Annotated in this window: 20 protein-coding genes; 9 read left to right on the forward strand and 11 right to left on the reverse strand. The window is 67.2% G+C overall.

The features are described from left to right. The first annotated feature begins 132 nt into the window (after positions 1 to 132). From AC3WJR_RS16180 to AC3WJR_RS16195, 4 genes are all read left to right on the forward strand, one after another. Positions 133 to 1,275, forward strand: a complete 1,143-nt coding sequence (locus AC3WJR_RS16180; protein ID WP_492726027.1) for an acyltransferase family protein — start codon at positions 133 to 135, stop codon at positions 1,273 to 1,275. Next, on the forward strand, positions 1,272 to 2,183 hold the full coding sequence (locus AC3WJR_RS16185) for an isoaspartyl peptidase/L-asparaginase family protein (protein ID WP_492726029.1): 912 nt from the start codon (positions 1,272 to 1,274) through the stop codon (positions 2,181 to 2,183). Before AC3WJR_RS16180 ends, AC3WJR_RS16185 begins: the two co-directional genes overlap by 4 nt. 70 nt (positions 2,184 to 2,253) lie before the next feature. Continuing rightward, the gene (locus AC3WJR_RS16190; RefSeq protein WP_354278651.1) at positions 2,254 to 3,423 is read left to right on the forward strand and encodes an ATP-binding protein; all 1,170 of its coding nucleotides are present in this window, start codon (positions 2,254 to 2,256) and stop codon (positions 3,421 to 3,423) included. A 67-nt stretch (positions 3,424 to 3,490) separates the two neighbouring features. Continuing rightward, a complete protein-coding gene (locus tag AC3WJR_RS16195; protein WP_492726031.1) occupies positions 3,491 to 4,366 on the forward strand; it encodes a S1/P1 nuclease in 876 nt (291 codons plus the stop codon). 28 nt (positions 4,367 to 4,394) lie between these two features. Here the strand turns inward: AC3WJR_RS16195 and AC3WJR_RS16200 are convergent, their stop codons facing one another. From AC3WJR_RS16200 to AC3WJR_RS16240, 9 genes are all read right to left on the reverse strand, one after another. Beyond that, the gene (locus AC3WJR_RS16200; protein ID WP_492726033.1) at positions 4,395 to 4,640 is read right to left on the reverse strand and encodes a hypothetical protein; all 246 of its coding nucleotides are present in this window, start codon (positions 4,638 to 4,640) and stop codon (positions 4,395 to 4,397) included. Further along, on the reverse strand, positions 4,633 to 4,845 hold the full coding sequence (locus tag AC3WJR_RS16205; RefSeq protein ID WP_354278648.1) for a type II toxin-antitoxin system antitoxin: 213 nt from the start codon (positions 4,843 to 4,845) through the stop codon (positions 4,633 to 4,635). Before AC3WJR_RS16205 ends, AC3WJR_RS16200 begins: the two co-directional genes overlap by 8 nt. 10 nt (positions 4,846 to 4,855) lie before the next feature. Next, positions 4,856 to 5,755 (reverse strand): SPFH domain-containing protein, encoded by a 900-nt coding sequence (locus tag AC3WJR_RS16210; RefSeq protein WP_492726036.1) that lies wholly within the window; start codon positions 5,753 to 5,755, stop codon positions 4,856 to 4,858. A gap of 379 nt (positions 5,756 to 6,134) precedes the next feature. After that, on the reverse strand, positions 6,135 to 6,644 hold the full coding sequence (pal, locus tag AC3WJR_RS16215; protein WP_354278646.1) for a peptidoglycan-associated lipoprotein Pal: 510 nt from the start codon (positions 6,642 to 6,644) through the stop codon (positions 6,135 to 6,137). Between the two features lie 88 nt (positions 6,645 to 6,732). Further along, entirely contained in the window at positions 6,733 to 8,154 is a 1,422-nt protein-coding gene (gene tolB / locus AC3WJR_RS16220; RefSeq protein WP_492726038.1) for a Tol-Pal system beta propeller repeat protein TolB, read from the reverse strand. 10 nt (positions 8,155 to 8,164) lie between these two features. Beyond that, positions 8,165 to 9,262 (reverse strand): cell envelope biogenesis protein TolA, encoded by a 1,098-nt coding sequence (locus AC3WJR_RS16225; RefSeq protein ID WP_492726040.1) that lies wholly within the window; start codon positions 9,260 to 9,262, stop codon positions 8,165 to 8,167. A gap of 13 nt (positions 9,263 to 9,275) precedes the next feature. Further along, positions 9,276 to 9,713 (reverse strand): protein TolR, encoded by a 438-nt coding sequence (tolR, locus tag AC3WJR_RS16230; RefSeq protein ID WP_354278643.1) that lies wholly within the window; start codon positions 9,711 to 9,713, stop codon positions 9,276 to 9,278. 3 nt (positions 9,714 to 9,716) lie between these two features. After that, entirely contained in the window at positions 9,717 to 10,409 is a 693-nt protein-coding gene (tolQ, locus tag AC3WJR_RS16235) for a protein TolQ (RefSeq protein WP_492726203.1), read from the reverse strand. A 13-nt stretch (positions 10,410 to 10,422) separates the two neighbouring features. Further along, positions 10,423 to 10,926, reverse strand: coding sequence for a YbgC/FadM family acyl-CoA thioesterase (locus tag AC3WJR_RS16240; protein ID WP_492726042.1), 504 nt, complete (start codon positions 10,924 to 10,926; stop codon positions 10,423 to 10,425). Between the two features lie 90 nt (positions 10,927 to 11,016). On the opposite strand from AC3WJR_RS16240, the gene AC3WJR_RS16245 reads away from it, so the two are divergent. Continuing rightward, positions 11,017 to 11,775 (forward strand): ABC transporter ATP-binding protein, encoded by a 759-nt coding sequence (locus tag AC3WJR_RS16245; protein WP_492726044.1) that lies wholly within the window; start codon positions 11,017 to 11,019, stop codon positions 11,773 to 11,775. Beyond that, the gene (locus AC3WJR_RS16250) at positions 11,772 to 13,217 is read left to right on the forward strand and encodes a hypothetical protein (protein ID WP_492726046.1); all 1,446 of its coding nucleotides are present in this window, start codon (positions 11,772 to 11,774) and stop codon (positions 13,215 to 13,217) included. Before AC3WJR_RS16245 ends, AC3WJR_RS16250 begins: the two co-directional genes overlap by 4 nt. 13 nt (positions 13,218 to 13,230) lie before the next feature. Here the strand turns inward: AC3WJR_RS16250 and AC3WJR_RS16255 are convergent, their stop codons facing one another. Both AC3WJR_RS16255 and AC3WJR_RS16260 read right to left on the reverse strand, forming a co-directional pair. After that, positions 13,231 to 15,024, reverse strand: a complete 1,794-nt coding sequence (locus tag AC3WJR_RS16255; RefSeq protein WP_492726048.1) for a diguanylate cyclase — start codon at positions 15,022 to 15,024, stop codon at positions 13,231 to 13,233. 161 nt (positions 15,025 to 15,185) lie between these two features. Further along, positions 15,186 to 16,217 (reverse strand): NAD(P)H-dependent flavin oxidoreductase, encoded by a 1,032-nt coding sequence (locus tag AC3WJR_RS16260; protein WP_492726050.1) that lies wholly within the window; start codon positions 16,215 to 16,217, stop codon positions 15,186 to 15,188. 46 nt (positions 16,218 to 16,263) lie between these two features. On the opposite strand from AC3WJR_RS16260, the gene AC3WJR_RS16265 reads away from it, so the two are divergent. The 3 genes from AC3WJR_RS16265 (at position 16,264) to AC3WJR_RS16275 (ending at position 18,117) form a co-directional block, all read left to right on the forward strand. Continuing rightward, complete coding sequence (locus AC3WJR_RS16265) at positions 16,264 to 16,680, forward strand: secondary thiamine-phosphate synthase enzyme YjbQ (protein ID WP_492726051.1); 417 nt, start codon at positions 16,264 to 16,266, stop codon at positions 16,678 to 16,680. A gap of 92 nt (positions 16,681 to 16,772) precedes the next feature. Next, a complete protein-coding gene (locus AC3WJR_RS16270; protein ID WP_492726052.1) occupies positions 16,773 to 17,630 on the forward strand; it encodes an NAD(P)-dependent oxidoreductase in 858 nt (285 codons plus the stop codon). 103 nt (positions 17,631 to 17,733) lie between these two features. Further along, the gene (locus AC3WJR_RS16275; RefSeq protein ID WP_492726054.1) at positions 17,734 to 18,117 is read left to right on the forward strand and encodes a hypothetical protein; all 384 of its coding nucleotides are present in this window, start codon (positions 17,734 to 17,736) and stop codon (positions 18,115 to 18,117) included. Positions 18,118 to 18,405: the final 288 nt, after the last annotated feature.

Raw genomic sequence — 18,405 nt, forward strand, 5'->3', positions numbered from 1 at the left:
GGGGAGAGTTTCCTTCGCTGTGCGGCTGATATAGCGGCTCAATCGCGGGACGGGAACCTTTTGCCGCGCGAAAGCGGCGGCACCGTCCCGCACGCGCTGGCCAAAGCGCGATCATCGGCTAAGGGAAGCCCGATGGAACGGCATTATGGTCTGGACTGGCTGCGAATCGGCGCGTTCGGCCTGCTCATCTTCTACCATATCGGCATGGTGTTCGTCCCCTGGGGCTATCACGCCAAGACCGCGCACCCGATTCCCTGGGTCGCGGTGCCGATGCTCGCGCTCAACAGCTGGCGGTTGCTGCTGCTGTTCGTGGTGTCGGGCTATGCCAGCCGTGCATTGCTCGCGCGCGGGCATGGCGCGGCGCGGTTCGCGCGCAACCGGACGTGGCGGCTGCTCGTGCCGTTGCTGTTCGGCGTGCTCGTCATCGTCCCCGTCCAGCCGTGGATCGAGCTGACCACGCAGCGCGGCTACGGCCACGACTTCGGCTATTTCCTGCTCCACGATTACTTTCGCTTCGCAAAGGTCCACGGCCTGCCGCTGCCCAACTGGCAGCATCTGTGGTTCGTCGGCTATCTCTGGCTCTATACGATGCTGCTCGTGCTCGGCGTCGTGCTGGTTGGGCGGCGCAGCCTCCAGCGCGGGTTCGACTGGGTGTTCGGGACCGTGCTGGTGTGGCTGCTGCCGATGGCGTGGCTGGTGATCGTCAGCGTGTGGCTGTTCCCCGGCAAGGGCCCGACCAACGACCTGATCCGCGATGCGGTGTCGCACGCGCAATATCTGCCCGGCTTCCTGTTCGGCTTCGCACTAGCGGGCTCGCCGCCTGCGCTCGCGGCGATCCACCGCTGGTGGCCCGTCGCACTGATCGTCGCGCTCGTCAGCTATGCGGTGTCGGCGGGGATCGAATGGCACTGGCCCGGACTCGCACATCCCACGGCCCCCTTCGGCACGGTGTTCGCGGTGGCGCGCCCGGTACATGGCTGGAGCACCATCGTCGCGCTGATCGGGATCGCCGACCGCTTCCTCAATTTCGACCTGCGCTGGCGCCGGACACTGACCGAGGCGGTGTTCCCCTTCTACATGATCCACCAGACGATCATCGTCGGGGTCGAGGGCGCGTTGCTCCCGTTCCGGCTGCCTCCGATCGCCGAATTTGCGCTGCTCGTCGTCGCGACGATCGGCGGGTGCTGGCTCTTTTATCTGATCGGGCGACGGATCGGCTGGCTTCGCCCACTGATCGGGCTGCGCCCCTTAGCTCGCAAGGAACATATGACATGAGCTGGACCCTGATGCTCCACGGCGGTGCCGGGCAAATGACCCGCGACACACTCACCCCGGCACAGGTCCAGGGCGCGGAGGCCGCGCTGGGTCGTGCGCTCGATGCGGGCGCGGCGGTGCTGGCGAGCGACGGCAGCGCGCTCGACGCGGTCGAGGCGGCGGTGCGCGTGCTGGAAGACGATCCGCACTTCAATTCGGGGCGCGGGGCCGCGCTGACGCACGACGGGATCGCCGAACTCGATGCCGCGATCATGGACGGGCGCGACCGCAACGCCGGGTCGGTCGCGGGCGTCACCGCGACGCGCAATCCCGTGTCGCTTGCCCGCGCGGTGATGACGCACAGCCCGCACGTGCTGCTCAGCGGCGCAGGCGCGGATATTTTCGCGCGCGAACAGGGCTGCGAGGCGGCGACGCAGGACTGGCTCGTCCTCCCCGAACGCCGCGGGCAACTAGAAGAGATGCTTGCCGGGGGCGGCAAGTTCGACGTCGACATGAAATACGGAACGGTCGGCGCGGTCGCGTGCGATTCGCACGGCCACGTCGCCGCCGCCACCTCGACCGGCGGCGTGACCGGCAAACGCTGGGGCCGGATCGGCGATTCACCGCTGATCGGCGCGGGCACCTATGCCGATGACCGCGCGGGCGCGATTTCGTGCACCGGTTCGGGCGAGTTCTTCATCCGCGTCGGCGTCGCGCATGAAATCTGCGCCCGCGCGCGGATCGGCGGGGAGCCGGTGACCGACGCGGCGAAGGCGGTGCTCGACGAAGTGCGCGCGATGGGCGGCACCGGCGGCGTGATCGTCGCCGCACCCGACGGCAGTGCGGCATGGCATTTCACCACCCCCGGCATGTACCGCGCGCGGCTTTCGTCCGAGGGTGGGCGCGAGATCTGGGTGTTCGAGGACTGACCCACGCGCAACGCATATCAAGCGACATTAGCGAGTTTACAGAAATTCGATAATATCCGATAACATTACTATGGATCCCCGACGCAACCCTTTCGCTCCCGGTGCCGGGACCCCGCCGCCCGAACTCGCGGGACGTGCCGCACTGCTCGACCGCAATGCCGTCGCGCTCGACCGGATTCGCGCAGGGCGGGCCGCGCGCCCGAGCATCCTCTACGGGCTGCGCGGGGTCGGAAAGACCGTGTTGCTGTCCTCGATGCGCGACGCGGCGGAAGGCGAAGGGATGACGGTCGTCACGATCGAGGCCCCCGAGAACCGCTCGCTTCCGGGAATCCTCGTGCCGGCACTCCGCGCGGCATTGCTCAGGCTCGACCGGATGAAACAGGCGACCGCCGGCGTGACGCGGGCACTGCGCGCCCTTGCGGGTTTCGCGCAACTCAAGGTCAAGTTCGACGATCTCGAAGTCGCGCTTGATTTCGAGCCCGAGGCGGGCCTTGCCGACAGCGGTGATCTCGAGACGGATCTCGCCGATCTGATCGTCGCGGTGGGAGAAGCGGCGAAGGAACGGGGTTCGGCGATGATCCTCGTGATCGACGAACTGCAATATGTCCCGGAGGAACAGCTCGCCGCGCTGATCAGCGCGCTCCACCGCGCGAGCCAGAAGCAGTTGCCGGTGACGATGCTCGGTGCGGGACTGCCGCAATTGCTCGGGCAGATGGGCCGCGCCAAATCCTATGCCGAGCGGCTGTTCGAATTCGTCGCGGTCGGCCCGCTTGAAGCGGACGCTGCACGCGCTGCGATCCGCTTGCCGGTAGAGCGCGAGGAAGAGGCGATCGATGCCGCTGCGCTCGACGCGATCGCGGCGGAGACCCAGGGCTATCCTTATTTTCTGCAGGAGTGGGGCAAGCATAGCTGGGATGCGGCGGATGCCTCGCCAATTACGGCGCAGGATGTCGCCGCGGCGACGCAAAGTGCGCTGGCAGAGCTCGATTCGAGCTTCTTCCGGGTGCGATTCGACCGGCTGACCCCGGCTGAAAAGCGCTATCTGCGCGGGATGGCGACGCTCGGGCCGGGGCCGCACCGCTCAGGCGACGTCGCGGAAGCGCTCGGCGTCAAGGTGTCGAGCGTCGCGCCGACGCGCAACAGTTTGATCGCCAAGGGGATGCTGTACAGCCCTGCGCATGGCGACACAGCCTTCACGGTCCCGCTGTTCGATGCGTTCATGCGGCGCGTGATGCCGTAGCCATACCGGCCCATCGCGCCAGCATTCCCGCTTTCGCCAACCCCGTCAGACGCCTAAAGCGCGGCTCATGACCAGTCTCCGTCGCGTTCGCCCAGCGCTTGTCGCTGCCGCCACCCTGTTTGCCGCGGCCAGCGCCACGCCTGCCGCCGCTTATTGGGAGTACGGCCACCAGACCGTCGCGCGGATCGCCGAGGCCAATATCCGCCCGCAGACCCGCGTCGCGATCCGTCGGTTGCTCAAGCAACAGGCGCTGCTCGATACGCCGACGTGCAAGGCGGGGACGATGGCGGATGCGAGCACCTGGGCGGATTGCGTCAAGCCGATCAAGGGCGCCGACGGCAAGCCCCGCTTCGGTTACGCGTACACATGGCACTATCAGGACGTGAACATCTGCCGCCCTTTCTCGCTGACCGAGGCGTGCAAGGACGGCAATTGCGTCTCGGCGCAGATCACCCGCGACGTCGCAACGCTCAGGAACCGCCGCGCTTCGCAGAAGGACAAGCTCGAGGCGCTCGTCTTCCTGATCCACTTCGTCGGCGATCTCCATCAGCCGCTTCACGCCGGCGAGAAGGACGACAAGGGCGGCAACGACGTCAAGGCGACCTATGACAGCTATGGTCCGCCGAAACTCAACCTGCATTCGGTGTGGGACGGCCTGCTCGCCGAGCGCGCGATCACTTCGGGCCCGTCGCTGGTGCATCGTTATGCCCCCGCGGTGCGGGCGAAGGTCGCGGCAGGGACCGTCACCGACTGGAGCCGCGAAAGCTGGCAGGTCGCGCATGACGTGGCCTATGCAAGCGTGATGGCAGACCCGTGCGCGCCGACCCCGGAGCGGGTGAAGCTCGACGAGGCGACGATCGCCAAGCTGGTGCCGGTCGCGCGGCTCGAGGTCGAGCGCGGCGGGTTGCGGCTGGCGAAATTGCTGGACGCGGCGTTGGGGTAAGGCGCGGGCCAAAGTCGGGGTGGTGCCGCTACCTCCGCCGACCCCAATGCCAGCTCCAACCGCCACGCGTCTTGCGGATCGCGATCAGCGTGAACAGCAGCAGCAACGCGACCAGCACGCCGACCCGCGCAACCCGGTCCGGCATCAGCGTCATGTCGAGGACCGCAAGCACCGCGAACCCCAGCGTCAGCGCCCACCCCTGCCACGTCACCGGGGTCGCACCGATCCCGAATGCCTTGGGCACGAACCAATAGCCGTCTTCTGCATCACGCATCGCCATCTTCCTTCGGTGGCCGTCCCCGCCGCGGCGGGTTGGGCGCGTCGAGCTTGACCCCGCGTCGCGCCAGCGCCTCGCGCAGCAGGCATTCGACCTGCGCGTTGACGCTGCGCAGCTCGCCCGCAGCGAGCCGTTCGACCGCCGCATGCAACGCGGGGTCGAGCCGGAGCGCGAACGCCTTCTTCGCGGGGGGATCCGCCATCCGTTCGCGCCTATTGGTACAGCGAGCCGGCGTTGACGACCGGCTGCGTATCGCGCTCGCCGCACAGCACGACCATCAAATTGGAGACCATCGCCGCGCGGCGCTCGTCGTCCAGTTCGACCACGCCCTTCGCCGACAACAGGTCGAGCGCCATCTCGACCATCCCGACCGCACCTTCGACCAGCGTCGCGCGCGCCGCGACCACCGCTTGCGCCTGTTGCCGCCGCAGCATCGCACCCGCGATCTCGGGCGCGTAGGCCAGATGCGTAAAGCCGCATTCGTCGACCGTGATCCCCGCCGTCACCAGTCGTGCGATCAGCTCGGCGCGGAGTTCCTGCGCGACCTGGTCGTGATTGCCGCGCAGTGTCACTTCCTGATGCTCGTAATCGTCATAGGGATAGCGCGCGCCGATCGTCCGCACAGCCGCCTCGATCTGGACGATCACGAACGCCTTGTAATCGTCGATGTCGAACAGCGCCTGCGCGGTGTCGGTGACGCGCCACACGACTTGCGCCGCGATCTCGATCGGGTTGCCGCGCAGGTCGTTGACCTTCAACCGCTCCGAAATCATGTTGTTCGCGCGCAGCGACACCTGCTTGCGCCACAGCCACGGCAGCACCCAGCGTAAGCCCGTGACGCGATCGGTGCCCTTATACGCGCCGAACAAGGTAATCGCGGTCGCCTGATTGGGCTGCTGCATGTAGAAACCGCCTGCGACGAACGCGGTGACGAGCGCGCCGACCGCAATGAGGATCCCGCCAAGATCGGACTGGTCGACTTCGCTGATGCCGAACCCCGCGCACGCGAGCGCGGCGACGATCACCAGCAGCATGACATAGCCGTTCGAGGTCTGCGCGGAGCGTTCGTGCGACAAGGTGAGTGCGGTGTTGCGTTCGAGCGACTCGGCCATTCGTACCTCCCGTTATTATGATATCATATTTATATCATTACGGGGTGAGAGGCAATCAGGCACTGGGGTGCCGATGGGTTCAAACGTGCCGTCATCCTGAACTTGTTTCAGGATCCACCGCCGTCCGCGCCCAACGCCCACAGAATTAGCGGCCCGGTGGATCATGATACAAGTTCAGGATGACGGGTGGGTGGGGGGAACGCGGGCTTTCCCCGCCCCGTTCGGGCTGAGCGCAGTCGAAGCCCCCAGCGCAACGCGGGCCCTTCGACTGCGCTCAGGGCGAACGGGGGGTCAAAACGTCATGCACCTTGGAACTGCGCACAAAAAAAGGGCGGCGTCCCTGCGGACACCGCCCTTCCCAACCGAACCGCGAGAAGGATCAGTTCAGAACGATCGTCACCGCACGACGGTTCTGCGCGAGGCTCTGGTCATCCGACCCGAGTGCAAGCGGGCGTTCCTTGCCGTAGCTGATCGTCGAGATCCGCCCTGCCGTGACACCACGCGCCGCGAGATAGTTCTTCGCCGAATTGGCACGGCGATCGCCGAGCGCGAGGTTGTACTCGCGCGTCCCGCGCTCGTCGCAATGGCCTTCGAGGCTGACCGTCACGTTCGGATATTTGGCAAGCCATGCCGCCTGGCTGTCGAGGATCGCACGCGCCGAGCCGTCGATGTCATAGCTGTCGAGCGCGAAGTTGACGGTGTTGCTCGTGACCGAACGCTCGAAGTCCGCACGCGAACCGGGGACTATCGCGCCATTGCCGCCGGCATTGGGGTCGACCGGTGCGGTATCGCTCGGCGCGGGCGGAATCACGGCGGGGCGCTTCTTGCTGCACGCCGCGGTTGCGAGGAGCGCAGTCGCGATCAGGATCGAGGTCGTTACTTTTGCCATCGGGTTTTCTCCTTGGGGATTGGGAACGAACACATCCGGTTACACGACATGATTAAACAATCGACCGGCTCACAGTTGGAAATCGATATTAAGGGCGTAACGGTCCCCAGGCCGGATCGGATCCATCGAGCACGGTCGGCACGCGCCGGACATTGACTCCGGTCAGATCGACCGACCACAGATCGGCCTTGCCGCTGCCGCCGCCGGACGATCGGAAGAACATCAGCACGCGGCCATTGGGCGACCAGCTCGGGCCCTCGTCCTGCGATCCGTCGGTCAGCAGTTTCTCGTTGCCACCCGCCGGGCTCATCACGCCGATGCGGAACGATCCCCCGATCTTGGTATAGGCGATCAGGTCGCCGCGCGGGCTCCACACCGGGGTCGCATAGCGCCCGCTGCCGAAGCTGATCCGCTGCTGCTGCGATCCGTCTGCGTTCATCACGTACAGCTGCTGCGTGCCCGAGCGATCGCTCTCGAACGCGATCCGGCTGCCGTCGGGCGAATAGGTGCCGCCGGTGTCGATCGCGGTCGAGGTGGTCAGCCGTTGCGGCGTGCCGCCGCTCAGGGGCACGCGGTAGATATCGGTATTGCTCGACCGCGCCATCGAGAACAGCACCCAGCGGCTGTCGGGCGAGACGCGCGGGGCGAACGTCAGATCCGTATTGCCGACCAGCAGCCGCTGCCGCCCCGACGCCAGATCATAGACATAGATCGCCGGCCGATCGTTGAGATAGCTCATGTACACGATCGAGCGCTGGTCGGGCGACAGCCGCGGGGTCAGCGCGATCGCCTGGCCGTTGGTCAGGAAGCGGTGGTTCTCGCCGTCCTGGTCCATGATCGCGAGGCGCTTGATGCGGCGACCCTTGGGGCCGGTCTCGGAGACATAGACGACGCGACTGTCGAAATACGGGCCTTCGCCGGTCAGCTTGGAATAGACCATGTCGGCGCATTTGTGGCCTGCGCGGCGCCAGTCGCTCGGCGGGACGACGAAGCCCTGCCGCGCGATCTCGTTGCGCGAGGTGACGTCGTAGAGATAGCAACCGACCGTGAGCGTCCCGTCGCCGGTCGCGCGGACATAGCCCTGCACCAGCGCCGAGGCCCCGGCGCCTGTCCAATATTCGAACGTCGGTGCGGTCACTTCGGAGAAGGCGACCGGCTTGACGCCCGCTTCGAGCGGCTTGAACAGCCCCGAATTGCGCAGGTCGGTCGAGATGATCTTCGACAGCTGGACGCCCAGCGCATCGGTGCGTCCAGCCGGCGTATCGACCGGCTCGGTCGTCGGCATCGTCGGAATCGCGATCCCGAGCGGTGCGGCAATCCCGCCGACCACGTCGACGACGAGTTCGCCCCCCTGCTGAGGATTGGGTTGTTGGGGATTGGCAGCGCCGGCTGGGGCGACAGGCGCGGGCGCGGCTTGCGGTGCGGGCGCGTCCTGCGCCGCCGCGGTCCCGGCCAACAGCGCGGCCCCGGATACGGTCAGCAGGGTCTTGAGCATTGTCTTGGGAAGCATCGGCAGTTCCTCAGCCCGGAAGTTTGTAGCGCAGGATAAACGTCTTCCACCCGCGCGGCACGTCATAAAGTTCGGGCGGCAGACCGCGCAGCGGCGCGCACCCCGTGAACGTCGCGATCGCATTGCGATCGACCACGTCGACATAACGGCGATTCTCGTCATCGACCCCGCCATGATCGTCCGCCACCGTCGGTCGCCCGGCGAGCGAGCCGTCGCGGTTGAGCTGCAGCCGGATCGTCACGATGATCCGCGATGCGCCAGGTCCCGGATTGGGCTGGCGATCCGCGCACGGCTGGACCTGCCGCCGGATCGCGGAGCCGATATCGGCGGCGGCCTGCGCGTTCATCGTCGCGCCGGGGGCGGCGTCGGATGCCTTCGCCTTGCTCGGGCTTTGCGTCAGGCCCTTGCGGAAATCGTCGTCGAGCAACGATCCGGTGGCGCGCGCCTTGGTCGACTTGGCGTTCGTGCCATTGCCCTTGGCCGCTGCGCTCTTGGCCGCTGCCGCCTTTGCCGCCGCCGCCGCCGATGCTGCGGCGGCGGCTTTCGCGGCCTTGGCGTCCGCCACGGCCTTGGCCGCGGCATTGGCCTTCGCCTGCGCAGCCTTGGCTTGCGCGGCCTTCTCCTGCGCCTCCCTGGCGAGGTCGGCCTTGCTCGGCTTGGCTTCGGCCTTTGGTTCGGGCCTGGGTTTGGGTTGCGGCTTGGGCACCGGAACGGGTTTGGGGACCGGCTTCGGTTCGGGCTTGGGCTGCGGGACCGGCTTCGGCACCGGTTTGGGTTGGGGCTTTGGTTCTGCCTTGGGTTCCGCCTTGGGTTGCGGCTTTGGCACTGGGGCCGGCACCGGCTCCGGCGCAGGCGCGGCCGGCGCTTCCTCAGCAGGCGGTGCGGCGTCCTCGGGCGGGCCGGCGTCGGGCGCAGCGGACTGCGCGGGCGGCTCGGCGGCGGGCGGCGCGGTCTGCTCGAGCGCGACATTATCGACCAGCGACACGTCGATCGGCTGATTGGCGGGCGGGGGCAGCTTGGCGGCGTTCCAGCTCAGCGACAGGATCGCGAACAGCACGACATGGCCGAGCGCGGCCACGCCCAGCGCGATCCCCTCGCTACGGGTCATCCGCCCGTCCATCTCAGTTGCCGTCCTGGCTGACCGTCACCAGCGCCACGCGGTTGAGCCCGGCGCGATTGAGCTCGCCCATCACGCGCATCACCTTGCCGTAATCGAGCTTGGTATCCGCGCGCAGGAACACCTGCGGCGGCTTGGCGGCATCGCCCTTGGCGGCGAGCTGCGACAGGATATCGGGGAGCATCGCGTCGCCGACCAGATCCTTCTCGACGAAGACCTGGCCTTCGTTGTCGATCGAGATCTCGATCGGCTTCTGGTCCTGGTCGAGCGCCTTGGCGCGGCTGTCGGGCAGGTTCACCGGCACGCCCGCGGTCAGCAGTGGTGCGGTCACCATGAAGATGATCAGCAGCACGAGCATCACGTCGACCATCGGGGTGACGTTGATGTCGGCCATCGGTGCGCGCCGACCGCGCCCGCGCTGCGAGGGGAGGTTCATCGCCATCGCTTAGCGCCGACCCTCGCTCTCGAGCTGTCGGCTGAGCGTCGCGTGGAACCCGTCGGCAAAGCGGTTGAGCCGCGCCTCGACCCGGTTGATGCCGTGGCTGAAGCGGTTGTACGCGATCACCGCTGGGATGGCGGCGAACAGGCCGATCGCGGTCGCGAACAGCGCCTCGGCGATCCCCGGCGCGACGACCGCGAGCGAGGTGTTCTGCGCCTGGGCAATCCCCGTGAAGCTGCGCATGATCCCCCAGACCGTGCCGAACAGCCCGACGAACGGCGCGACCGAGCCGATCGTCGCCAGGATGTTGAGCCGGTCCGACAGGATGTCGACCTCGTTGGCGACCGACGCGCCCATTGCCGTCGCAAGCCGTTCGCGCGTCGCGCCGCGATCGACCTGCCCGCCGACCGTCGACCGCCGCCATTCCGCGACGCCTGCAACGAACACGCGCGCGATCGGCAGCTTGCTGTCGACATGCTCCTTGTAGAAGGCGTCGATGTCGTCCGCCTTCCAGAATGCCTTTTCGAACGTGCCGACCTTGCGGCGGATCCCGCTCAGCTTGGCGACGAACCCGATGATGATCGCCCAGGTCCACACGCTCGCCAGCAACAGCCCGATCATGATTCCCTTCACGACGATATCGGCCTGGAGGAACAACGCGATAGGCGACATGCTCGCGGCGTCGGTATTCAGCATCATCTCGTTCACGACGTCATTTCCCCTGATCGCTTCGCATGTCGCCCATCACCTGCCGAAACGCGGTCACCCATGCCTTGGGCTGGCGGAGCGGGCGTCCGCCGGGCGAAACCAGTGCCGCGGTGACATCGGCTTCGGTGAGTATCTGGGCACCCAACATGACCTGCTGATGAATATCAACCGACGCCGCACGAATTTGTTGTAATTGTGTGATAATAATCAGCGCATCGTCGAGCCGTGCTGGCGCGCGGTAGCGGATCGCCAAGGCGGTGACCGCATAGGCACCCCCGCCCGCCTCCTGATGCGCGCGCTGGTCGATCCCGGCGCGCACCAGCATGTCGGAGCGCGCGCGCTCCATGTAGCGCAGATAGTTAGCGTGATAGACGATCCCCGAAAGGTCGGTATCCTCGAAATAGACGCGCACCGGAAAGCGGTGCTGCCCGTCGACGATCCGCCCGGCGGCGGGCTGATCGAGCAGAGCGTCCGAAAAGTCGGGAAGGGTCGGATCTTGGATCGGCATCGCACGTCGCTCTAGCCGCAAGCCCCCCCGACGCAAACCCCGCGCGGGCAATCCGCTGGACGAGCCCGGTGTATTGCGTAAACAGGACAGATGACGACATCCGCGCTGCGCATCCGGGGGCTTGCGAAGAGCTTCGACAAGCCCGTCATCGAAGGCCTCGACCTCGATATCGCGGCGGGAGAACTGTACGCCTTGCTTGGGCCGAACGGCGCGGGGAAGACGACGACCTTGCGAATGGTCGCAGGTCTTGCCGCGCCCGACGCGGGATCGATCGAGATCTTCGGGATCGACACACAGCGCGATCTGCTCGGCGCCAAGGCGATCACCGCCTGGCTGCCCGACGAGGCGATGCTCTACGACAAGCTCACCCCGCTCGAATATCTCGCCTTCGTCGCCGGGCTGTGGCGGATGGACCCCGCCCATGCCGCCGCCGAGGCCGACCGGCTGCTGCAATGGCTCGACCTGTGGGAACAGCGCGACACGCGCTGCGAGGGGTTCTCGCGCGGCATGAAGCAGAAGGTCGCGCTCGCGGGCGCGCTGATCCACGATCCACGGCTGCTGATCCTCGACGAACCGCTGACCGGGCTCGATGCCACGATGGCGCGACTGGTCAAGGATGCGCTGCGCGCGCAGGTCGATGCGGGCAAGACCGTGATCGTCACGACGCACATCCTCGAAGTGGCCGAGCGGATGGCGGACCGGATCGGGATCATCGCGGGCGGGCGGCTGCTCGCCGAGGGCACGCTGCAGGACTTGCGCGACCGTGCCGGGACCGCGGGGATGACGCTGGAGGACACGTTCATCCGCCTGACCAGCCCGGCTTCGGCCGCAGCGCCGGTCGCGCCATGACGATCGTGCCCGCCGGGAGTTTCGGCTGGCTCGCGCTGCACGAACTCCGCCTCGCCTTCCGTTCGCGCGCGACACGCGGGGCAGCGCGGTGGATCGGCTATCTGCTGCTCGCGGGTTGGCTTGCGATCGGGTGCCTGACCGGCTGGGCGCTCCGCCACACGCCGATCCCGGTCCCGCCCGAGGCGATGATCGGGGTGCTCGCGGTCAGCGTGCTCGGGCTCACCTTCATGACCGCGCAGGCGATGATCGGCAGCCAGCGAACGCTGTACGAGCGCGGCGACCTGCCATTGCTGCTGTCCGCGCCGATCCCGGGGCGCAGCGTGTTGCTGGCGAAGCTGCTCGGCATCGCCGCGACGATCGCGCTGACCTATGCAGCCTTGCTGTTGCCGATCGTGCTGCCGGTCGCTATCCTCGGGCATCCGCGCTTGCTCGGGCTGGTCGCGCTGCTGGTTGGGCTGGCGCTGGTTGCCGCCGCGCTCGGCCTTGCCCTGACGCTGGCGATCGCGCGCCTCGTCGGCCCGCGCGCGGCGCGGACCGTCGGGCAAGTCGTCGCAGCGGTGCTGGGTGGCGCGCTGTTTCTCGTCACGCAGTTGCTGCCGCATGACGAAGGCCGGACGGGGACCTTTGCGGCACTGTTCGATCGGTTGCGTGCCGCACGGATCGGCACCTCGGGGATCAGCGCGCTCCCCGGCCATGCCGCGCTCGGTGACCCGTTCGCGATTCTCGTGGTGCTCGGCGTCGGGGTTGCCGCGTTCGCCGCTGCAGGCGCAACACTCGAACGCGCGTTCCTGTCGGGCTTTCTCGACGGCAGCGCCACCGTGTCGCGCAGCCGCCCGAGCGGGCGTGCGAGTGGACGGCTGTTCCACACCGGGCTGACGCGCACCGTGTTCGCCAAGGAATGGACGCTGCTCGTGCGCGATCCGGCACTTGCGTTCCAGATCGTGCTCCGGCTGATCTATCTGGTGCCGCTGTTCCTCGGGCTGGTCGGCGGACGGCACGCGCTGCCGATCCCCGCTGCGCTCGCCTTTGCGAGTGTGCTCATCACCAGCCAGCTCGTCGGCAGCTTCGCCTGGCTGACCGTATCGGCGGAAGATGCGCCCGACCTGCTCAGCGTCGCGCCCGTCGCGCGCGCGCAGGTCGACCGTGCCAAACTGCTCGCGGCGTTCGCGATGGCGGCACCGTTCGCGCTGCTGTTTCCGATTGCGATCGGCGTGCAGACGCTTGCCGGTGCCGCGATCACGCTGGTGATGACGGTGCTCGGCGGGGGCGCTGCGGGCTATATCGAACTCAAGCTGGGGAAGCCGGGCAAGCGCGGGGCGTTCAACAAGCGGCGCTCGGGGTCGATCGTCGCGGGGATCCTGTCGCTGCTGGTGGCGCTTGCGTTCGGCGGGGGTGCGGCTGGGCTGGTGTTTCTGGTGACCGGCGGGATCGCGGTCCCCTAGTGCAGACCGGATGCTACGCTGCGATCCTGCTGATCAACGCGCGGTTCCGCCCCTCGCGCTTGGCCTGATAGAGCGCGCTGTCGGCCGCCTGCATCAGCGTCAGTCCGTCGCGTGCCATCGTCTTGTTCCAGGTCGCGATGCCGAAGGACATGCTGGTGGAGCCCAGCGTACTGCCATTGCGATGAAGGGTAAGGTCACTGATCGCCTGGCGGACGTCGTTGACTCGGCCCATCAACGCCTCGGCGCTGGTTCCCGGCGCGATCACGGTGAATTCCTCGCCGCCATAGCGGCAGACGACGTCTCCATCGCGGAAGCGACTGCGCATCACGCCGGCAACCGCCTGCAGGACGATATCACCCGCATCATGCCCGTATTCGTCGTTGAAGCGTTTGAAATGATCGATGTCGCACATCACCAGGCTCAACGGCGCGTCCGAGCGGCTGGCGCGCGCGATTTCCAGCGTCAGCGCTTCTTCCATGTAGCGCCGGTTGAACAAGCCCGTCAGCGGATCGCGGATAGTCTGCTCGCGCAGACTGCGCTGAAGCCGATGATTGACCAGTGCCGAGGAGATGTTTTCGGTGAGGACCCGCAGCGAGAAGCGACTCTCCTTGTTCAGCGCGCCTTGCAGATAGAGCACGCCGATGACCTCGCCCCCTGCGAGCAGCGGCTCGCAGTGATACAGGTCCGGGACATCGGCATGGCCACAAACGATATCGCCGCCCGCTTCGCTCACACAATGGCTCTGGCCGCGTCGCAGCGCCCAGCACTGGTCCGGCGCGAAACCGTCTTGCGGGACCTCGAGTCCGCCCCAACTGGCGATCGGGACCAGCAAATTGCGCGAATGGTTATGCGCGTACAGCGCGCCGGGAAGCTCGGGCAAGACGCGCGGGACGAACACGCAGATGATCTGCGCCAGTTCGTCATCGGTCCGCGCCGCGTGCATCCGGTGCGCCATCGCCCCCAGCAATTCGATCACCTCGCCGCGTTCCTGCAGCATCGCGCCGTTGGTGTGGAGCTCGGCATTGGCGATCTGGAGATGCCGCTCGCTGGTCGCCTGTTCGGCCAGCGCATCCTCGAGCCGGTCCGCCATGACATTATAGCCGGTGGCCAGCCGGGTGAATTCGGTGGATCCCATCGCCGTGTCGATCCGCACCTTTTCGCCCTGGCCAAGATCGGTCATCGCTTGGGTCATCGTACCGAGCGGGCGGCGGATGCTGCGGATCAGCAACGCGAAGCTGATCGCGACGAGCAGCGCCACGACCGACGCCCCGATCAGCGCGAGTTGCTTGCCGCGCGCGAGTCGCTGGTCCGCTGCGGTGGTACGATTCGTTTGAAGGACGCGTTCCTCTTCGAGGAAAGCTTGCGCCCGCACCGTGATGGCGTCCGCCAGATCGCGCCCTCGCCCGCTGGCAATGATCGCGACGGCGTCCTCGAACCTGCCGCGACGACTGAGCACGAGCGGTTCGCGCAGGCCCACCCCGCGTTGCGATATCAGGCCGCTGATCGTCCCTGCACGGGCGTGCTGGAGCGGATTGTCCGCCGTCAGCGCCACCACCTGTGCGATGTTGCGTCTGGAACTGGCGATGCGCTCCGCAAAGGAGCGGGCAAACGCGGGGTCATGCGTCAGAATGAAACCGCGCTGCCCGGATTCGGCCTCGCGCAAATCGGCCATCGCCTGCTGGGCGATCTCGATCACCCTGTCCGAATGCCGGACTCGTCCGAAGCTCTGACTGGTCTGGTTCGAAGCATCGACCAGCAGCCCCGCCAGCGAGGCAAGCGCGAAAACGACGATTACGCCGATAACCACGATACGAGTCGATAGGGATGCGAACATTACGGAACGCTAACGCTCAAGGGTTAGCGAGGCATTACTATATGACGACCAACGACTTATTGATCGAAGTTAAAAAAAACGGAGGGGTGCGCGACGGCCCCTTTTTACGCCGCGCCCCCTTACGCCGCGCCCCCTTACGCCGCTCGGAGCGCCAGCGCCGCCGCCGCCTCGTCCATCAGGCTCGCGATGATCTCGGTGACGGGTTCTTCCTTGGTCACCATGCCGACCGACTGGCCCGCCATCACGCTGCCATGCTCGACATCGCCGTCGATCACCGCGCGACGCAGCGCGCCCGCCCAATAATGCTCGATCTGCAACTGCGCCTCGAGCATCGCGACCTTGCCCTCGTCGAGCGACAGCGCGACTTCGCGCTGCTTGGCGGTGAACAGCTCGGCGCCCGCATTCTTGAGCGCACGCACCGGGATGACCGGCAAACGCGGGTCGAGCTGGACGCTCGCCACCGCATCGCGGGCCGAGGCGCGCAGGAACGCCTTCTTGAAATTGGCATGCGCGATGCTCTCGGTCGCGCAGACGAAGCGCGTGCCGAGCTGGACACCCGCAGCACCCATGTCGAGATACGCCGCGATCGCCTCGCCGCGCCCGATCCCGCCGGCCACGAACACCGGCACCTTGTCCGCGACTTCGGGAAGGATTTCCTGCGCGAGCACGCTGGTCGATACCGGGCCGATATGCCCGCCCGCTTCCATCCCCTCGACGACGAGCGCGTCGACGCCCGAGCGGATCAGCTTCTTGGCGAGGCTCAGCGCGGGCGCGAAGCAGATCAGTTTCGCGCCGTCCGCCTTGATCTTGTCGATCGACCCCGTCGGCGGCAGCCCGCCCGCGAGCACGACATGGCCGACCTGATGCCGCGTGCACACGTCGATCAGGTCGAACAGCGCCGGGTGCATCGTGATGAGGTTCACCCCGAACGGCTTATCGGTCAGCAATTTGGTCGCGGCGATCTCGCGGTCGAGCAGTTCGGGCGTCATCGCGCCGCACGCGATCAGCCCGAAGCCGCCCGCGTTCGAGATTGCGGCGACGAGGTTGCGCTCGGACACCCACGACATCGCGCCGCACACGATCGCGACCTCGCTGCCGAGGAACGCCGCGCCACGCGCCATGCGGCGCTGAAGGCGCTCTGCGCCGATCGAGGATGTCTGGTTCATGCCAGTGGCCTAGCCTTCCCCGGGGGTTTCGGGCAAGTGCGCGCGGATGCGACAGGAAATTGGTGAACTCACCTTCGATACGCCCGGCCAGGGCTTGCACGACTGTACCCGCGCGGTGAACCGCTGGGTGGCGGCGACCGGGATTACGACCGGGCTGCTGACCGTGTTCGTGCGCCACACCTCGGCATCGCTGCTGATCCAGGAAAATGCCGCCCCCGCCGCACGCCGCGACGTGGAACGCTATTTCGTCAAGATCGCGCCCGAGAATGCGGGCTATGAGCATGACGACGAAGGATCGGACGACATGCCCGCGCATCTGCGCGCCGCGCTGACCGCGACCAGCCTGTCGATTCCGGTCGCGGATGGCGAGCCGGTCTTCGGCACGTGGCAGGGGCTGTATCTGTTCGAACACCGCCGCGCCGCGCATCGGCGCCTGATCGCGGTGCATCTGATCGGGGAATAACCCGCTTCGGACCGTTGGTGGTCCCGCACGGAACCGACTGCCGGTCCAGGACGCTTGGCCCCACAACGTCTTTCGCTGCGTGGAGCACCAACATGGATATCGGTTTTGTCGGACTCGGGCTGATGGGTGGCCCGATGGCGGCCAATCTCGTCAAGGCGGGCCACCGCGTCGTCGCGTGGAACCGCTCGCCGGTAAAGCCCGAGGATGCGCCCGGCGTGACGATCGGCACGCTCGACGACGTGCTGCGCTGCGAAGCGGTGTTCACGATGCTGTCCGACGATGCCGCGATCCGCAGCGTCCTGCTCGATTCGGGCGCGCTCGACAGCGTGAAGCATGATCTGGTCCACGTCGTGACCGCGACGATCTCGGTCGCCTTCGCGCAGGAACTCGCCGCGGACCACGCCCGCCGCGGGATCGGCTATGTCGCCGCCCCCGTCTTCGGTCGCCCCGATGCCGCCGCCGCCGCGCAGCTCAACGTCGTGGTCGCGGGCGAAGAGTCCGCGGTCGCACGCGTCCAGCCGCTGCTCGAGGCGATCTCGAGCAAGGTCTGGCCGCTCGGCCCCGACGCGAGCAGTGCCAACGCCGCCAAGATCGCGGGCAACATGATGATCACCATGGCGATCGAGGCGATGGGCGAGGCGTTCGCGCTGGTCGGCGACAATGGCGTCGACAAGGCCGCGTTCCTCGATCTGATGACCGGCACGCTGTTCGGCGCGAAGGCGTATCAGAATTACGGGCCCAAGATCGTGGCGGAGGATTTCACGCCGGGTTTCCGGATGAAGCTCGGCCTCAAGGACCTCCGCCTCGCGACCGAACTGGCGGACGCGGCGAACGTCACGCTTCCGGTACTCGATGCGATCCGCACCCGGATGGTGGACGCGGTCGAGGACGGGATGGCGGATCAGGACTGGTCGGGGATCGCGGCGCGACCGTACACCGCCAAGCGGTAGGGCTGACCACGTCCCTGCCGTCGGTTTGCTGCGCTGACGAGAAAACATTCCGCCGTCTTTTCGCCGTCTTGCCCCGACAGGATGCATGCGGGGAGACGGTGGAATGGCGCTGGTGATGCTGATGGTGCTGGCGCAGGCCCTTCCGGCCGCGAATCTGCCGGCAACCGAGTTCGATCTCGCACGCGCCACGCCCGCAACCGCCCCGCGCTGCGGCTCGGCAACGCAATCCGACGATATCCTGGTCTGCGGCGGACGGCGCGACCGCTTCCGCCTGCCCTTGCCGGTCGATCACTCGGGCGAACCCAGCCGCAGCGATCAGGGGACGGGCATGGGCGCGCTCACGCCCCCCACACCGTGCGGACTCTTCGCCGGCCAGCGCAAATGCGCCAAGCACGAAGCGCGCAAATACGGGTACGGCGGCGGGCGCGATCCGGTCACGCTGCTGTCCCGGCTCGCCACCAAGGTCGTCGACCCCGACTCGGAGTGAGCGGCGGGAATTGCCGCCGGAACGGCGCAAAGCCCTGCGCCACGCCGGGGCGATCGGGTCGTTTCGGTCGCGCTTGACCGGGCGCGCGGGCGTAAAGCCGATAAGATGGCGTCACGGATTTCGCGCAGCCTCGAACCGTTTGTCGCGTCCCCTTCTCGCCGGGATCGCCCCTACGGGCATCACCACCTATCCCGATCCCGGGTCACAACGATCGCATGCCGTCATCGTGCAATCCGCACGGTGCGACACTGTCCGCACAGTCCGTGCGGGCGACGGCCAGTTCTGCGT

Source organism: Sphingomonas sp. FW306-05-A, assembly GCF_058782275.1.